The sequence below is a fragment of the Pseudomonas sp. PVC-5-1 genome (genome assembly GCF_057444345.1).
Window position 1 is genome coordinate 240,372 of the sequence record NZ_CM172024.1, and the last position, 17,256, is coordinate 257,627.

Sequence of the window (17,256 nt, forward strand, 5' to 3'; positions counted from 1 at the left end):
TCAGCCCTCCCAACCGGCCTGGTAGAGCTTGCCGTGGGCTTTGTCCAAGGCTGCGCGCACCACTGGCGAGTGCTGGTAGATGTCGACGAACTTGGCCAGGCGTGGGTCGTCCTTGCTTTGCGGTCGAATGACGAACTGGATCACGTACTCCTTGTTCTCCAGGCCGTCGAACAGCAGTGCGGAGCCGGCGTCGAAGCTGTTGGCCAGGCGGATGTAGGCCGGGTAGCCCTGCACCAGGTCGGCGTCGTCATAGGCGCGAACCAGCTGTACGGCCTCGACCTGAAGGATCTTCAGTTTTTTCGGGTTGGCGACGATATCGTCCTCGGTGGCTTTGTAGCCGACCCCCGGCTTGAGGGTGATCAGCCCGGCCTTGGCCAGCAGCTGCAGGCCACGGCCGCTGTTGATCGGGTCGTTGGCGATGGCCACGCTGGCGCCTTCGGGCAGGTCGGCGAAGCTCTTGTACTTTTTCGAGTACAGGCCGACGTTGTTGATGATGCCCGGGGCGTAGGGCACCAGGTTGAAGCCCGCGGCTGCCTTGGCATTTTCCAGGAACGGGATGTGCTGGAAGTAGTTCGCGTCGATGTCGCCGCTGTTGAGGCTGACATTGGGTGCGATCCAGTCGCTGAATTCGACCAGCTTCACTTCCAGGCCTTGCTTGTGCGCTTCTTCCACTGCGGCTTCCAGCGGGATGGCAAAGGCCGAGGTGGTGCCGATCTTCAGCGGTTCGGCAGCCAGCGCGCTGGCGGACAGACCGAGGGAGAGGGCAATGGCCGCGACGGGCCGGAACAATTTATCAAGCATGGTGCAGGGCTCCAGTCGGGGCAGGGGTAGAGGTAAAGCGGTAGGCCGAGCCAGGGTGGTCGGCGGGCAAATGCGGGTGGTCGGCCTGGAACAGTTTTTCGCGCAGGGTGCCTTCGGCGTAGGCGGTCTTGTAGCGGCCACGCTGTTGCAACTGCGGGATGACCAGGTCGATGAAGTCCTCGAAGCTTTCCGGGGTTACGGTGCGGGTCAGGTTGAAACCGTCCAGGCCGGTTTCATCGACCCAGGCGATCAGCTGTTCGGCCACCTGCTCGGGCGCGCCGACCAGGGTCACGTAACGGCCACCCAGGGCGTGCTGCTGCAGCAGGCGCCGGCGGGTCCAGGCGCTGTCCTGCAACTGGCGCGTGGCCGACTGGATGGCGTTGCCCTGGCTGAAGGCAATCGGCTCGTCCAGGGCGTAGGCGGCGAAGTCGATGCCGGTGGACGCTGCGAAGTGCGCGACCCCGGCCTCGGCGCTGGCATGGCGCAGGTACTCGGCATGCTTGGCCTGGGCCTGCTGCTCGGTGGCGGCGACGATCACCGTGATGCCCATGAACACCTTGACCGCTTGCGGGGCGCGGCCAGCGGCTTGGGCGGCGGCGCGCACCTTGTCGACCTGGGCGCGGGTGGCGGCCTTGTCCTGGCCACTGATGAACACGCATTCGGCATGGTTGCCGGCGAAGGCCAGGCCACGCTGCGAGCTGCCGGCCTGGAACAGTACCGGTGTACGTTGCGGCGAGGGCTCGCACAGGTGGTAGCCGTCGACCTTGTAGAACTCGCCCTGGTGGTTGACCTTGCGCACCCTGTCGGGCCTGGCATAGACGCGCTGCTGGCGGTCGGCGACCACGGCATCGTCAGCCCAGCTGCCTTCCAGCAGCTTGTACAGCACCTGCAGGTACTCGTCGGCCTGGTCGTAGCGGCGGTCATGCTCGGGTTGCTGCGCCAGGCCCATGGCCCGGGCGGCGCTGTCGAGGTAGCCGGTGACGATGTTCCAGCCCACCCGGCCATGGCTCAGGTGGTCCAGGGTGGAAAGGCGCCGGGCGAACAGGTACGGCGCTTCGTAGGTGAGGTTGGCGGTAAGGCCGAAGCCCAGGTGGCGGGTGACGGCGGCCATCGCCGAGACCAGCAGCAGCGGGTCGTTGACCGGCAGCTGGATCGACTCCTTGAGGGTGACGTCCAGCGACTGGCCGTAGATGTCGTAGGTGCCGACGATGTCGGCGATGAACAAGCCGTCGAACAGCCCACGCTCCAGCAGGCGCGCCAGGCTGGTCCAGTAATCCAGGGTCTTGTACTGGGTCGAGGTGTCCCGTGGATGGGTCCACAGGCCGTGGTTGATGTGCCCGACGCAGTTCATGTTGAAGGCATTGAGCAGGATCTGCTTGGCCATCAGATGGTCCCCCGGCGTGGTGGGTTGGCATCGTTGAGGTAGTAGTTGCCGATGGCGTGGTACTTCCAGCGCACCGGGTCGTGCAGGGTGTGCACGCGGGCGTTGCGCCAGTGACGGTCGAGGTTGTGTTCGGCCAGGGTGGCCTGGCTACCGCCCAGTTCGAACAGGGTGGTGCCGGCCGCGAGGGAAATCTCGGTGCTGATGGCACGGGCCTCGGCCACCGCGATGGAGGCGGCGGCCACGTTTTCGGCAGTGCTGTCGTCGCGGGCGCGGTCCAGATATTCGCCCGCGCGCTCCAGCAAGGCTTCGGCGGCGTGCAGACGGATCGCCAGATGGCCAAAACTCTTCAGCGTCAGCGGGTCATCGCTGGCCTTGTCCAGGCCGGAGTCGACCCAGGGGCGGCTGCGGGTGCGCACGAAGTGCAGGGCATCTTCGTATGCGGCGCGGGCGATGCCGGTGTCGATGGCGGCATGAAGGATCTGCGCCAGCGGGCCGACCGGGGTGGGGCGTTCGAAGGCGCTCTGGAACGGCACCACGTCGGCGGCACTGACATACACGTTATCGAACACCACCGAGCCGCTGCCGGTGGTGCGCTGGCCGAAGCCGCTCCAGTCGTCGATCACCTGCAGGCCCTGGCTGTCGGCCGGGACGAAGGCCAGGTGCTGCACGCCCTGCTCATCGACCACCGAAGTGGGAATGCGCTGGGCGTATATGGCGCCGGTGGAGTAGAACTTGCGGCCGTTGATGCGAAAACCATCGCCGTCGCGGGACAGGCGCGTGGTGCGGTCGTTGGCGGTCTTGGTGCCCAGTTCGGCCAGGGCGTTGCCGAAGCGGCTGCCCGCCAGTACTTCGGCGTACAAGCGCTGTTGCTGTTCGGGCGTGCCGTTTACCCGCAGGACTTCCAGGCCGTAGAAATGGTTTTGCGGGATCTGCCCTAGCGAGCCGTCGGCCTGGGCGATGCGGGCGATTACCTTGGCCAGGGTGATGTTGGACACGCCGGCGCCGCCGAAGGCCTTGGGTACGCTGATGGCCCACAGGCCGGAGCGAGTGAACAGTTCCAGTTCGGCGTGCGGCAGACGGCGCTCGCGGTCGCGCAGGGCGCTGTCGCGGCGCAGGTGTCGGGCGACTTCTTCGGCGACGTTCAGGGCTTGGGTGTCGCTGGTGATGATTGCTGTCGTCATATTGCTCTCCGGGACCCTAGGGGCCGCTTCGCGCCCCAATCGCCGGCAAGCCAGCTCCCACATGGACCGCACAGGTCTTGAAGGCAGTGCAGGACCTGTGGGAGCTGGCTTGCCGGCGATTGGGCTGCAAAGCAGCCCCAAGGCCCTTAAATCAGATCCAGGAATGCCGTGCAGGCAAGGTGCCGTTGAGGTGGTAAGCGCCAACCGCGTGGTACTTCCAGCGCACTGGGTCATGCAGGGTGTGCACCCGGGCATTGCGCCAGTGGCGGTCGAGGTTGAACTCGGCGAGGGTGGCGCGGCTGCCGGCCAGCTCGAACAGCTTTTCGCTGGCCTGCAGGGCAATCTCGGTAGTCAGCACCTTCGCCTCGGCCACAGCGATCGAGGCCCGCGCCGCGCTTGCTGCATCGATCGGCTCGGCGTTGACCTCGTCAAGGACCCGCGCGGCCTTGCGCAGCAGGGCTTCGGCGGCGTGCAGCTCGAGCTTCAGGCGGCCGATGTCGGCGATTACGTAAGGGTCGTCGCTGGCGCGGTCGACCTTGGCTTCGATCCATGGCCGGGCCTTTTCACGCACGAAGCTGATGGCGTCTTCGATCGATGCTTCGGCAATGCCAGCATCGATCGCCGCCTGGATCAGTTGCGAGGCAGCGCCCTGGATGTTGGGAATGTCGCGCTGGCGCCAGTTGTCGATCACCAGGTCGGCATCCACCGGGACCTGGTCGAGCAGCACGGTGCCGCTTGCAGTGGTGCGCTGGCCGAAACCGGACCAGTCATCGACGATGCGCAGCCCCGGGCTGCCTCGGCGGACGAATGCCAGGCGCTGGCGACCTTCGTCGTCCAGTGCCTTGACCGCCACCCAGTGGGCGAACAGGGCACCGGTGGAATAGAACTTCTCGCCGCTGATGCGATAGCTGTCGCCGACGCGGGTGATCCTGGCCTTGAGAGTCAGGGTGTCCTTGGTGCCGCGCTCGGGGCCGGCATTGCCGATGCGCCAGCCATCGAGCACGCTGCGGTAGATCACCGCCTGCTGCGCCTCGGTGGCAGTCAGGCGCAACAGTTGCAGCATGCCGAACTGGTTCTGCGGGATCTGCCCCAGGGCCGGGTCGGCGGCGCTGATGATGCGGAACACTTCAGCCACGGTCTCGAACGACACCTCCGGGCCGCCATGTGCCTTGGGTACGCTGATGCTGCCAAGGCCGCTGCGGGTGAACAGTTCGATCTCGGCCCATGGCAGTTTGCGTTGCTGGTCGCGGCGGGCGGCCTGCTCGCGGGCGACCTCGGCCAGTTCGCGGGCTGCTTGCAGGGCTTCGGCGTCGTTGCGTAGAACCTTGGCCGGCAGCAGCAGGGGCGAGCTGTCGAGATCGCTGTGGAATTGGGTATCGGGTTGGCTGGACATCAGTACCGCTCCTTGGCTGCACTCAATGCCCTGGCGTTCCGTACTGGGGTGATCGTGATCCTGACCATTCCTGACCTCGCAAATGAATTATGTCGCTAACAGCTGATCGCGACAGATGTGTGCTGGTCCGGTGGTCCGGTTTATATACCCTAATGCTTTATAAAAAGTTTATGAACTAACTTTTTGGAATATATATAGAAGGAGGGATTTGCTGTGGATGTACTGGCCCTATCGCCGACAAGCCAGCTCCCACAGGACGCCACAGGTCTTGATTACTGTGGGGTATCTGTGGGAGCTGGCTTGCCGGCGATAGGGCCAGTGCAGGTTTACTCGGAAGCAGCAGTCCCCAGGAACTTGCGCAAGAACTGCCGGGTACGCTCTTCCTTCGGCGCCGCAAACAGCGCCTTGGCCTCGCCCTGCTCAACGATCACGCCCTTGTCGAAGAAGATCACCCGGTTCGCCACATCGCGGGCAAAGCTCATCTCGTGGGTAACGATGATCATGGTGCGCTTCTCCTCGGCCAGGCCGCGGATGGTCGCCAGCACTTCACCCACCAGTTCGGGGTCCAGCGCCGAGGTCGGTTCGTCGAACAGGATCACCTCCGGCTCCATGGCCAAGGCGCGGGCGATGGCCACCCGTTGTTGCTGGCCACCGGACAGGCGCCGCGGGTAGGCGTCTTCCTTGCCGGCCAGGCCGACCTTGGCCAGCAGGCGCCGGCCCAGTTCGATCGCCTGCTCGCGGGGTGTCTTCTTGACGATCACCGGCCCCTCGATCACGTTTTCCAGGGCGGTGCGATGAGGGAACAGGTTGAAGTTCTGGAACACGAACCCGGCCTGCTGGCGCAAGCGGCGAATCGCACTTTGCTGCCCACCCAGCGGGCGGTTGGCGTCGATGCTGATATCGCCAATCTGGATCTGCCCGGCATCGGGTGTTTCCAGCAGGTTCAGGCAACGCAGGAAGGTTGTCTTGCCCGAGCCGCTAGGGCCGATGATGGCCACCACTTCGCCGGGTTGTACGGTCAGGTCGATACCGTTGAGCACGGTCTGGCCTTTGAACCGCTTGGTCAGGCCTTTGACTTCAATCATGCTCAATGCTCCTGGTCATGCTGGTTGACTCGCGCTTCCATGCGGTTCTGGAAGTGCGCGAGGATGCTGCACAACACCCAGTAGATGACCGCCACCGCCACGTACATGGTGAACACTTCGAAGGTGCGTGCGGTGATCAGCTGGGCCTGGCGGAACAGCTCGGGCACCTGGATGGTTGCCGCCAGGGCAGTGTCCTTGACCAGCGAGATGAAGCTGTTGCCCAACGGCGGCAGTGCGGTGCGCAAGGCCTGGGGCAGGATCGCCCGGCGCATGGCCTGGACGCGGGTCATGCCGATACTGGCGGCGGCTTCCCACTGGCCACGGTCGATCGAGGAAATCGCCGCGCGCAGGATTTCGCAGATGTAGGCGGCCATGTTCAGCGACAGGCCGATCAGCGAAGCCGGGATCGGGTCGAGTTCTATGCCGATCTGCGGCATGCCGAAGTAGATGACGAACAGCTGCACCAGCAGCGGCGTGCCGCGGAAGAACGACACGTAGACCCGCGCCAGCCAGTTCAGGGGCAATATCTTCGACAACCGCATCAGTGCCAGGGCAAAGCCCAGCACCAAGCCGAAGAACATGCCGCCAACACTGAGCAGCACTGTATAGCCCGCGCCCTTCAGCAGGAAGGGCGCGGAGTCGACAACGAGTTGCAGGCTTTCAGCGATCATTTGGTGACATCGGCACCGAAGTATTTCTCGGACAGCTTGGCCAGCGTGCCGTCAGCCTTGAGCTTGTCCAGCGCCTTGTTGATCGCTGCCAGCAGTTCCGGTTCACCCTTGCGCAGGGCCACGCCGCTTTCCAGGCGCGAGAAGGCATCGCCGGCCAGTTCGGTGTCCTTGGCTTTTTGCGCGTACTCCAGCGCGGCCAGGCGGTCGATCAGGATGGCGTCGATGCGGCCGTTGCGCAGGTCGGCGAACTTGCTCGGGTCGTCTTCATAGGTGCGTACATCGGCTTGCGGCACGTCCTTCTTGACCCATTGCTCGTAGTTGGTGCCCAGGCCTACACCGACCTTCTTGCCTGCCAGGTCTGCGGCCTTGTGGATGTTCAGCTGCTCGGCCTTCTTCTTCAGGATCAGCGCCTGGATGCCGGAGATAGTGTAAGGCTCGGAGAAGTCATACTTCTTCTTGCGCTCTTCGGAAATGGTCACCTGGTTGATCACCACGTCCAGGCGCTTGGATTCCAGTGCGGCGAGGATGCCGTCCCACTTGGTCGGCTGCACCTTGGCCTTTACCCCCAGCTCCTTGGCCAGCAGCTCGGACAGTTCCACTTCGAAGCCGGTCAGCTTGCCGTTTTCGTCCTGGAAGCTGAACGGTGGGTAGGTGCCTTCGAGGCCGACGTTGATCACGCCTTTTTCCTGGATGGTCTTCAGCTGCTCGCCAGCGAAGGCCTGACTGAGCAGGCCGGCACCCAGCAGGAGTGCCAGGCTGGCGTTGAGTAGCGGTTTGGCGAATTTCGACATTTCAGAGCCCCGCGCTTGTTGTGTAAGTAGTGGGTGGCGACTATAGGGTCGGCTGCTTAGGCCAGGAAATACTAAAAAATTATTTTGTTATTTCCTTTTGGATTTTGCCAGGTGCTGGCTGCATTGAGGGTAGGCGAGGTTGCCTGCTCCGTCATCGCGGCTTATGCCTGACTTAGCGCAGGATGGAATAAAGCGTTGTTTTTTCCAAGGGATGGATTTGCCGTAGAGTGAATTGCGTGTAGGCAGGTCCGGCCTCTTCGCGGGTAAACCCGCTCCTACAGAGACCGCACAGGCATCGAAACCTGTGCAGTCCCTGTAGGAGCGGGTTTACCCGGGAAGAGGCCTGGCCTGGCGATAAAAATCGTTGGCCTCTCAGGCAGGAGAAAACCGTGAGCGAACAACCTTCATCCGGGCACTGGCAGTTGCAGAGCATCGTCACCGGCCTGCGCGGCGCCCGTGAACAATGGCGCACCCGCAATGGCCGCAGCAGCGGCGAGCAGGGCGGGCGTGAGCTGCCTTCGCGCGAAGCGATGCGGCACATCCTGGAGCAACTGTGCGGCGCACTGTTCCCCATGCGCCTTGGCCCGGTCGACCTGCGCGAAGAAAGCGAAGACTTCTACGTCGGCCATACGCTGGATGCCGCCCTGACCGCCTTGCTGGCCCAGGCCCGCCTGGAGCTGCGCTACGCCGCACGACAAAGCAAGGGCGAACTGGCCGGCGTCGATGCCCATGCGCTGAGCCTGGTGCAGGGATTCGCCGCCGCCCTGCCGGGCCTGCGCGTGCTGCTGGACACAGACGTGCTGGCCGCCTATCACGGCGACCCGGCTGCGCGCAGTGTCGATGAAGTGCTGCTGTGCTACCCGGGCATCCTGGCGATCATCCACCATCGCCTGGCGCACCATCTGTACCGGGCCGGCCTGCCGCTGCTGGCGCGCATCAGCTCGGAGCTGGCGCATTCGGCCACGGGGATCGACATTCACCCCGGGGCGCAGATCGGCCCGAGCTTCTTCATCGACCACGGTACCGGCGTGGTGATCGGCGAAACCGCGATCATCGGCGAGCGTGTGCGCATCTACCAGGCGGTGACCCTGGGCGCCAAGCGCTTCCCCAGCGATGAATCGGGCACCCTGCACAAGGGCCTGCCACGCCACCCGATCGTCGAGGACGATGTGGTGATCTATGCGGGGGCCACGGTGCTGGGGCGGATCACCATCGGCAAAGGCTCGACCATTGGCGGTAATGTGTGGCTGACCCGCAGTGTGCCGGCCGAAAGCAACATTACCCAGGCCAACCTGCAGCTGGATTGCCAGGACAAGAACTGATCTGGCATTTCATTGGCCTGTACCGGACTCTTCGCGGGCTTGCCCGCTCCCACAGCTACTGCACAAAATTCAATGTTCGTGCGGTCCCTGTGGGAGCGGGCGAGCCCGCGAAGAGGTCAGTGCAGGAGGGCACCAATCAGCGCCCCAATTCGCATTGAAATCCGATCCATGTTTAACTTGAACGCTTGTTCAATGAAAAAACGCTGGTCCGCTGCCGGTGTTCAACAGGAGGATTCCTTTGCTGAACCCGTTCATTCCGAGCCTTACGTCATTCGACGAGGTGCGCCCCCAATGAGTGCACCGAACCCTTCCCTTGCCAATGGCAAGATCCGCATGAACCCCCCGGTGTTCTATTTCGCGGCAAGTTTCATCCTCATCTTCGGCCTCGTGGTCATTTCCTATCCGCAAGCAGCAGGCGACTGGTTGCTGGCGGCGCAGAACTGGGCGGCCAACACGGTCGGCTGGTACTACATGCTGGCGATGACACTGTACCTGGTCTTCGTGGTGGTCACCGCCTTGTCCGGCTACGGCAAGATCAAGCTCGGTGCCGACCACGACGAGCCCGAGTTCAGTTACCTGTCGTGGGCCGGCATGCTGTTTGCCGCCGGCATCAGCATCACCTTGTTCTTCTTCTGCGTGTCCGAACCCCTGACCCACATGCTGCAGCCGCCCCAGGGCGAAGCGGGTACGGCCGAGGCCGGGCGCCAGGCGATGCAGATCCTGTTCCTGCACTGGGGCCTGCATGGCTGGGGCGTGTTCGCCTTCGTCGGCATGGCCCTGGCCTACTTCGCCTACCGGCACAACCTGCCGCTGGCCTTGCGATCGGCGTTGTACCCGTTGATCGGCAAGCGCATCAACGGGCCGATCGGTTATGCGGTGGACGGTTTCGGCATCATCGCAACGGTGTTCGGCCTGGGTGCCGATATGGGTTTTGGCGTGCTGCACCTGAACGCCGGCCTCGACTACCTGTTCGGCATCGATCACAGCCAGTGGGTGCAGGTACTGCTCATCACCCTGATGATGGGCGCGGCGGTGGCCGTGGCCGTGGCCGGGGTGGAGAAGGGGGTGCGGGTGATGAGCGACATCAACCTGTTCCTGGCCTGCGCGCTGCTGCTGTTCGTATTGTTCGCCGGGCCTACCCAGCACCTGTTCAACACGCTGATCCAGAACCTCGGCGATTACCTGGGTGCCTTGCCGCGCAAGAGCTTCGACGTTTATGCCTACGGCGAGAACCGCGACTGGCTGGGCGGTTGGACGGTGTTCTACTGGGCCTGGTGGATTGCCTGGGCGCCGTTCGTGGGCCTGTTCATCGCCCGCATCTCCCGTGGCCGCACCATCCGCGAGTTCGTCTTTGGTGTGCTGTTGATTCCGCTGGGCTTCACCTTGGCGTGGATGTCGATCTTCGGCAACAGTGCCCTGGACCAAGTCATCAACCACGGCATGACAGCGTTGGGCCAGTCGGCGCTGGATAACCCGTCGATGAGCCTGTACCTGCTGCTGGAGACCTACCCCTGGAGCAAGACGGTGATCGCCGTGACGGTGTTCATCAGCTTTGTGTTCTTCGTCACCTCGGCCGATTCGGGCACCGTGGTGCTGTCGACCTTGTCGGCCAAGGGCGGTGATGCGGACGAGGATGGGCCGAACTGGCTGCGTATCTTCTGGGGGGCGATGACCGCGCTGATCACCAGCGCGCTGCTGTTCGCCGGCAGCATCGACTCGCTGAAGTCGGCGGTGGTGCTGACCTCATTGCCGTTCTCGCTGATCCTGCTGTGCATGATGTGGGGGCTGCACAAGGCGTTCTACCTGGAATCGCAACGGCAGATCGCACAGATGCATTCGCTGGCCCCGTTCGCCCAGTCACGCCGCGGCCGTGGCGGCTGGCGCCAGCGTCTGAGCCAGGCGGTGCACTTCCCGTCGCGTGATGAGGTGTACCGCTTCATGGACGACGTGGTGCGCCCGGCAATTGCCGATGTGCGTGAAGTGTTCGAGCAGAAGGGCCTGGTGCTGATTACCCAGGACGACCCGAGCCACGACAACGTCAGCCTGAAGATTGGCCATGGCGAGGAACAGCCGTTCATTTACCAGGTGCAGATGCGTGGTTACTTCACGCCATCGTTCGCCCTGGGTGGGCTGGGTACGCAAGAGTTGAAGAACCGCCGTTACTACCGGGCGGAGGTGCACCTGAGCGAAGGCAGCCAGAACTATGACCTGGTGGGCTACAGCAAGGAGCAGATCATCAACGACATCCTCGACCAGTACGAACGGCACATGCAGTTCCTGCATCTGGTCCGCTAGATCGCTGGGGCCGCTTTGCGGCCCATTCGCAGCACAAGGCTGCTCCTACAAGGGATCGCGCTTCCCTGTAGGAGCAGCCTTGTGCTGCGAATGGAGGCCAAAGGCCTCCCAGTTTCAGAAGGGCGCATCCCCGAGGATGGTCGCCCGATGCATCACCCGCCGGTTCGGCCGGTAGTCATCCACCGCAAAATGCTGGGTCACGCGGTTGTCCCAGAACGCCACGTCATTCTCCTGCCACCGCCAGCGAATGCTGAACTCCGGCCGCGTCGCATGGGCGAACAGCAGTTTCAACAGTGCCTCGCTTTCCAGTTCGCCCAGCTCATTGATGCGCGTGGTGAACCCCTCATTGACGAACAGCGCCTTGCGCCCGCTCACCGGATGCGTGCGCACCACCGGGTGCGACAGCGGCGGGTTGTTGCGCCGGGTTGCTTCCCAGCGCGCCAGGTCTTCCGGCGTGGTACCAAAGCGCTCCAGCGGGAACGACTTGGTGAAGTCATGGGTGGCTGTCAGCCCGTCGAGCAGCTCGCGCAGCGGCGCCGACAAGGCTTCGAAGGCAGCGATGCCGCTGGCCCACAGGGTGTCGCCGCCGTAGGCCGGCAACTGCTTGGCGCTGAGCACCGCGCCCAGGGCCGGGGTCGGCAGGAAGGTCACGTCGGTGTGCCACACGGCGTTGTCGCGCACATCGGTAACCGCCGTGTCGAGGATCAGCACCTGCGGGGTTTCCGGCACGTTGGGATAGATCGGGTGGATGTGCAGCTCGCCGAAGCGGGCGGCAAACCGCGCCTGCTGCTGCGGGTTGATCGGCTGGTCGCGGAAGAACAGCACCTGGTGCTGCAGCAGCGCCTGCTCGATGGCGTCTCGTTCTTCGACGGTGATATCGCGGCTGATGTCCACGCCGCTGATCTGGGCGCCGAGCGCCGGGCTGAGGGGGGTGATGGTCAGGCTCATGTCGGTCTCTTCAATCAGGCGCCAGGCTGCTGGCGTGGTCAACAGGATTCAGTGGCTCTGCCCGTGCCAAGGCACCAGCCTGCGCTGCAAGGCACGCAGGCTCATTTCCAGTGCGAAGGCGATCAGGGCGATCAGCAAAATCCCCAGCACCACCACATCGGTGACCAGGAACTGCGCCGCCGACTGCACCATGAAGCCCAGGCCGCTGGTGGCGGCGATCAGCTCGGCAGCCACCAGGGTCGACCAGCCAACCCCCAGGCCAATGCGGATGCCGGTGAGGATGTCGGGCAGGGCGCTGGGCAGGATCACGTGGCGGATCAGCTGGGCCTTGGTCGCGCCGAGCGACTGCGCTGCACGCAGCTTGGCCGGGTCGACCGTGCGCACGCCGGTGGCAGTGGCAATGGCGATAGGAGCGAAGATTGCCAGGTAGATCAGCAGCACCTTGGACAGCTCGCCGATGCCGCACCAGATGACGATCAGTGGCAGGTAGGCCAGCGGCGGGATCGGCCGGTAGAACTCGATCAGCGGGTCGAGAATGCCGCGGGCCACGCGGTTGTAGCCGATGGCGATACCCACCGGGATGGCGGTGAGGGTGGCGGCAAGCAGGGCCACGCCGATGCGCCCCAGGCTGGCACCCAGGTGCTGCCACAGGCTGGCATCCATATAGCCTTGGGTCAGCAGGGTCCCGGCCTTGGCCAGGATGTCGGCGGGCGAGGGCAGGAATAGCGGCTCGATCCAGCCGGCCGCGGTCACCAGCCACCAGGCCAACAGCAGGCTGGCCAGGGTCAGGGTGCTGATCCAGCGGGTGGGCAGGGGGCGGCGCAGCTTGGTGGCTGGCCGGGGTTGGGTGTTGCGCTTGCCGGTGACCGGCAGGTCCAGGCTGCTCATGCGCGCTCCTGCAGGCTTTGGCGTTGAGAGAACACCCGCGCAAGTACGTGCTCGCGGGTTTCGATAAAAGCCGGGTCGGACTTGATAGCCCGCGCCGATTCACCCGCTGCGTAGCGCTGGCCGAAGTCCAGTTGCAGGCGCTCCACCACGCGCCCCGGGTTGGGCGCCAGCAGTACCAGTTCACTGGCGAGGAACACGGCTTCTTCGATGTCGTGGGTAATCAGGAACACCGGCTTGGCGGTGCGTTGCCATACCTGCAGCAACAACTCCTGCATCTGCTCGCGGGTGAAGGCATCAAGTGCGCCGAACGGTTCGTCCATCAGCAACACTCGTGGATCGGCTGCCAACGCCCGGGCCAGGCCAACACGCTGCTTCTGGCCACCGGACAATTGCCAGATACGCCGTTCGCCAAAGCCGTCGAGGTCGACCAGGGCCAGCATTTCGCGGGCCTTGGCCTCACGCTCGGCGCGTGGCACGCCGGCCAGTTCCAGGCCGAATGCGACGTTGCCCAGCACGTTCTGCCAGGGCAGCAGCGCATCGTCCTGGAACACTACGCCGCGCTCGGCGCCGGGGCCCTGGACGGGCAAGCCGTCCAGGGTGATGCGCCCGCCGCTGGGGGCGACGAAGCCTGCGATGAGGTTGAGCAGCGAGGTCTTGCCGCTGCCGGAAGGCCCCAGGGCCACCAGCAGTTGGCGTGGCCCCAGGCTCAGGTTGATGTCGGCCAGTACCGGGGTTTCGGCACCGGGGTACTGTGCGCTGATGCGCTCCAGTTCGAGCAAGGCCATGGCAGGCTCCGGTCGGTTTCTACAGGCTTAGTTGGGGAGGTACTTGGCGCTGACGTAGGGCGAGTAGTCCGGCAGCACCGCGTCGACCTTGCCTTGCTGCTTGAGGAAGGTGGCCGTGTCGGTCAGCGCCTGGGTGGTCGATGCGCCCAGTGCATTGGCCTGGTCGACGGCCAGTGGGTACACGTTGCCCTGCAGCAGCACCGGGATGTCGGCAGGCTTGGCGCCAGACAGTTTGGCCAGCTTGCTCACGTTGTCGGGGTTGGCCAGCCAGGCTTGCGGGTTCTTGCTGTAGTCGGCGTAGGCGTCGAGGGTGACCTTGGCGAAGGCCTTGACCACGTCGGGGTGCTTGGCGGCGAAGTCCTTGCGCACGATCCATGCGTCGAAGGTCGGTGCGCCTTTCTCGGCCAGCTCGCCGGAGGTGATCAGCACCTTGCCGTTTTCCTTGGCCACACCCAGGGCCGGGTCCCAGACATAGGTGGCGTCGATGTCGCCGCGCTTCCAGGCGGCAATGATTGCCGGTGGCGCCAGGTTGAGGATCTGCACCTTGGCCGGGTCGATGTTCCAGCTCTTCAGCGCGGCCAGCAGGCTGTAGTGGCCGGTGGAGACGAAAGGCACGGCGACTTTCTTGCCGACCAGGTCTTGCGGAGTCTTGATGCTGTCGCGGGCGACCAGTGCTTCACCGGCGCCAATCTGCGTGGCGATCAGGAAGGTCTCGACCGGCAGCTTGCGGGAGGCTGCGGCGGCCAGCGGGCTGGAGCCCAGGTAGCCGATCTGCACATCGCCGCTGGCTACGGCGGTGATCACGTCGGCGCCGTTATCGAATTTGCGCCAGTCGATGCTGGCCTTGCTGGCTTTTTCGTAATCGCCATCGACCTGCGCCACCTTGGCCGGGTCGACGGTGGTCTGGTAGGCCACGGTCAGGTCAGCAGCCTGGGCCAACCAGCTGGCGCTGGCGAGGGTCAGGGCGGCGAACAGGCGCAGCGGGGCGTGCGGGATCATGGTGAACCTCTCGTCAGGCAATCGGTGTGGTGGATGACGAGAAGGCTAATTGATCTAAGAAATGTAAAATAAATAACTTTTTTGCATTAGCTTAGGAGCCAATGGTTTGAGACGCGTTAACAGGGAAACGCTGTGATTTCGCTCAATGGTGAAATCCGAGAGTGCTGCTAGGCTTTTTCGTCCCGATAGAACGATACGGAATTAGGTTATGAGCAAACGTTTGCAAATAACCATTGGTTATGATGAGTCGGCTGCTTCTAACGAATAGCAGTAACAATTCCTAACATATTCCTTAAAAATCTTACCAATTCATAAAACGGTCATTTTGGATTTATAGGATTGTCATTATCCTGTAGCGCAGCTGGCGTCTTAGACCAAAGTCGCGAAACGTTTAGAAACGATTGACTTTACGGTCACGCTTTGGGACTAAATCGCCAATCCACGGTGAGCGGGGCAGCAGATCCCGCCACCAGAGATACACAAGAATTAGAACGTAGAGGAGCAAAACATGTACAAGTCCAGCCTGGCCCTGGCCGTGGCACTGGGGGTTCTCGCCCAACAAGCAGGCGCTGCCGGTTTCGTTGAAGACAGCAAGCTGTCGCTCAGCTCGCGCACCATGTACTTCAACGATGACAATCGCGAAAGCGGTATCGACCAGAAAGAAAGCGGTCAGGGCTTCAAGCTCGACTACCTGTCTGGTTTCACCGAAGGCACCGTAGGTTTTGGTGTCGACGTCCAGGCTTTGTGGGGCATTCACCTGGATGGTGGCCGTGGTAGCCGTCCAGATGCCAACAACACCTTCTTCCCAAGCGACTCCGATGGTTCGGCAGTTCACGACTGGGCACGCATTGGTGGTAACGCCAAGGCTCGCTTCTCCAAGACCGAGGTCCACTACGGTAGCGCCTTGGCGCCTATGCTGCCGATCCTGGTCTCCAACGACGGCCGTCTGCTGCCGCAGACCTTCGAGGGTGGCACCCTCCAGTCGAAGGAAATCGACAACCTGACCTTCAACGCAGGTCAACTGACCCACGCCATGGGTCGTGCTTCGAGCAACCGTACCGGTCTTTCCGTTTCTGGCGCCTTCCGCGACAGCAACAAGTTCCAGTTCGCCGGTGGTGACTACAAGCTCACTCCAGACCTGACCCTGCAGTACTACTACTCGAACCTGGAAGACTTCTACAAGCAGCACTTCCTGGGTGCTACCCACGTCTTCAAGATCGCCGACAACCAGTCGTTCAAGACCGACCTGCGCTACTTCGATAGCCGCAGCGACGGCAAGAATGGCGAGACAGGTTACGCCTTCGACAACAACGGTGGCTACGCGAAGAACGGGGGCGAGGTCGACAACAAGACCTGGAGCGCCATGTTCACCTACACCCTGGGTGGCCACGCGCTTATGCTCGGTCACCAGCAAGTGGGTGACGATGGTGGTTTCGTCTGGCTGAACCAAGGTAGCGTCCGCAAGGACGGCGCCACTTCCTCGCTGGAAGGCAATGGCGGCGCAAGCTTCTACCTGTTCACTGACAGCATGATCAACCAGTTCGCTCGTGCCGGTGAGAACACCACCTTCGGTCAGTACTCCTATGACTTCGCGTCCCTGGGCGTTCCAGGCCTGAAGGCTTCGGTGGCCTACCTGCGTGGTGACGACATCCGCAACAAGTCGGGCGACGGCAGCTACAACGAATGGGAACGTGACGCACGCGTCGACTACACCATTCAGCAAGGCTCCCTCAAAGGCCTGGGCTTCAGCCTGCGTCAGGGTGTCTACCGTGGTAGCGGCGAAAGCATCGGTGACAAAGACCAGACTCGCTTCATCGTGAACTACACTTACAACTTCCTGTAAGCCGTAGCTGAACAAGGAGCCTCGCCTAGTGCGAGGCTTTTTTGTGTCTGCGATTTCGTATGCCTTATGGTTATAAACAAATCATTATTTATTCTTTTTGTTTTTAATCGAATGCAGGCACATTGAACCCACACAGTACAGAACCCAGCACAGGAGCCGCAGCCCATGAGCCTAAAACTCGGCGATATCGCCCCCGATTTCGAACAGGATTCCAGTGAAGGCAAGATCCGCTTCCACGAGTGGCTGGGCAACAGCTGGGGGGTGTTGTTCTCCCACCCGGCCGACTTCACCCCGGTGTGCACCACCGAACTGGGCCTTACCGCCAAGCTGAAGGACGATTTCGCCAAACGCGGGGTCAAGGCCATCGCCCTGTCGGTGGACCCGGTCGATTCGCACCACCGCTGGATCGATGACATCAACGAAACCCAGAACACCGTGGTCAACTTCCCGATCATTGCCGACGCCGACCGCAAGGTGTCCGACCTGTACGATCTGATCCACCCAAATGCCAGTGACACCCTGACCGTGCGCTCGCTGTTCGTCATCGACCCGAACAAGAAGGTGCGCCTGACCATCACCTACCCGGCCAGTACCGGGCGCAACTTCAACGAAATCTTGCGGGTGATCGACTCGCTGCAGCTGACCGACAACCACAAGGTCGCCACGCCAGGTAACTGGCAGGACGGTGACGACGTGGTAATCGTGCCCTCGCTGAAGGACGAGGAAGAGATCAAGCAGCGTTTCCCCAAAGGTTACCGGGCGGTCAAACCCTATCTGCGGCTGACTCCGCAGCCCAATCGTTAAAGGATTCCTCGTTGCATTGCTCTTAGCCAAAGCAGGGATATTCGGGCCGTTTCGACGGCCCTTTTT

15 protein-coding genes are annotated in these 17,256 nt (G+C 62.9%); 4 read left to right on the forward strand and 11 right to left on the reverse strand.

Annotated elements, in window-relative coordinates; translation table 11 throughout:
• From AC2T3R_RS01025 to tcyJ, 7 genes are all read right to left on the reverse strand, one after another.
• On the reverse strand, positions 1-801 hold the full coding sequence (locus tag AC2T3R_RS01025; RefSeq protein WP_486744512.1) for a MetQ/NlpA family ABC transporter substrate-binding protein: 801 nt from the start codon (positions 799-801) through the stop codon (positions 1-3).
• On the reverse strand, positions 794-2,185 hold the full coding sequence (locus AC2T3R_RS01030; protein ID WP_486744513.1) for an LLM class flavin-dependent oxidoreductase: 1,392 nt from the start codon (positions 2,183-2,185) through the stop codon (positions 794-796). The genes AC2T3R_RS01025 and AC2T3R_RS01030 overlap by 8 nt, the downstream gene beginning before the upstream one ends.
• On the reverse strand, positions 2,185-3,366 hold the full coding sequence (locus AC2T3R_RS01035; RefSeq protein WP_486744514.1) for an SfnB family sulfur acquisition oxidoreductase: 1,182 nt from the start codon (positions 3,364-3,366) through the stop codon (positions 2,185-2,187). Before AC2T3R_RS01035 ends, AC2T3R_RS01030 begins: the two co-directional genes overlap by 1 nt.
• Before the next feature lie 151 nt (positions 3,367-3,517).
• On the reverse strand, positions 3,518-4,759 hold the full coding sequence (locus AC2T3R_RS01040) for an SfnB family sulfur acquisition oxidoreductase (RefSeq protein WP_486744515.1): 1,242 nt from the start codon (positions 4,757-4,759) through the stop codon (positions 3,518-3,520).
• A gap of 326 nt (positions 4,760-5,085) precedes the next feature.
• The gene (gene tcyN / locus AC2T3R_RS01045) at positions 5,086-5,844 is read right to left on the reverse strand and encodes an L-cystine ABC transporter ATP-binding protein TcyN (RefSeq protein ID WP_013970435.1); all 759 of its coding nucleotides are present in this window, start codon (positions 5,842-5,844) and stop codon (positions 5,086-5,088) included.
• A gap of 2 nt (positions 5,845-5,846) precedes the next feature.
• Positions 5,847-6,515 carry a cystine ABC transporter permease gene (gene tcyL / locus AC2T3R_RS01050; protein ID WP_003255849.1) on the reverse strand — a complete coding sequence of 223 codons (669 nt, stop codon included), beginning with the start codon at positions 6,513-6,515 and terminating at the stop codon, positions 5,847-5,849.
• The gene (gene tcyJ, locus AC2T3R_RS01055) at positions 6,512-7,306 is read right to left on the reverse strand and encodes a cystine ABC transporter substrate-binding protein (protein ID WP_015268587.1); all 795 of its coding nucleotides are present in this window, start codon (positions 7,304-7,306) and stop codon (positions 6,512-6,514) included. Before tcyJ ends, tcyL begins: the two co-directional genes overlap by 4 nt.
• A gap of 389 nt (positions 7,307-7,695) precedes the next feature.
• Between tcyJ and epsC the strand changes: the two genes are divergently transcribed.
• Both epsC and betT read left to right on the forward strand, forming a co-directional pair.
• A complete protein-coding gene (gene epsC / locus AC2T3R_RS01060) occupies positions 7,696-8,628 on the forward strand; it encodes a serine O-acetyltransferase EpsC (protein WP_486744516.1) in 933 nt (310 codons plus the stop codon).
• A 333-nt stretch (positions 8,629-8,961) separates the two neighbouring features.
• Positions 8,962-10,923 carry a choline transporter BetT gene (gene betT / locus AC2T3R_RS01065; RefSeq protein WP_170931082.1) on the forward strand — a complete coding sequence of 654 codons (1,962 nt, stop codon included), beginning with the start codon at positions 8,962-8,964 and terminating at the stop codon, positions 10,921-10,923.
• Positions 10,924-11,037: 114 nt separating this feature from the next.
• On the opposite strand, the gene tauD is transcribed toward betT, so the two are convergent.
• The 4 genes from tauD to tauA are packed head-to-tail and all read right to left on the reverse strand — an operon-like array spanning position 11,038 to position 14,543.
• On the reverse strand, positions 11,038-11,871 hold the full coding sequence (gene tauD / locus AC2T3R_RS01070; RefSeq protein WP_486744517.1) for a taurine dioxygenase: 834 nt from the start codon (positions 11,869-11,871) through the stop codon (positions 11,038-11,040).
• A gap of 48 nt (positions 11,872-11,919) precedes the next feature.
• A complete protein-coding gene (gene tauC, locus AC2T3R_RS01075; RefSeq protein ID WP_085721692.1) occupies positions 11,920-12,759 on the reverse strand; it encodes a taurine ABC transporter permease TauC in 840 nt (279 codons plus the stop codon).
• The gene (gene tauB / locus AC2T3R_RS01080; RefSeq protein WP_367244998.1) at positions 12,756-13,544 is read right to left on the reverse strand and encodes a taurine ABC transporter ATP-binding subunit; all 789 of its coding nucleotides are present in this window, start codon (positions 13,542-13,544) and stop codon (positions 12,756-12,758) included. The genes tauC and tauB overlap by 4 nt, the downstream gene beginning before the upstream one ends.
• A gap of 27 nt (positions 13,545-13,571) precedes the next feature.
• A complete protein-coding gene (gene tauA, locus AC2T3R_RS01085; RefSeq protein ID WP_486744518.1) occupies positions 13,572-14,543 on the reverse strand; it encodes a taurine ABC transporter substrate-binding protein in 972 nt (323 codons plus the stop codon).
• A gap of 508 nt (positions 14,544-15,051) precedes the next feature.
• On the opposite strand from tauA, the gene AC2T3R_RS01090 reads away from it, so the two are divergent.
• Together AC2T3R_RS01090 and AC2T3R_RS01095 are read left to right on the forward strand one after the other, a co-directional pair.
• On the forward strand, positions 15,052-16,386 hold the full coding sequence (locus AC2T3R_RS01090) for an OprD family porin (protein ID WP_015268593.1): 1,335 nt from the start codon (positions 15,052-15,054) through the stop codon (positions 16,384-16,386).
• Positions 16,387-16,551: 165 nt separating this feature from the next.
• Positions 16,552-17,190, forward strand: coding sequence for a peroxiredoxin (locus AC2T3R_RS01095; RefSeq protein WP_013970445.1), 639 nt, complete (start codon positions 16,552-16,554; stop codon positions 17,188-17,190).
• Positions 17,191-17,256 lie beyond the last annotated feature (66 nt).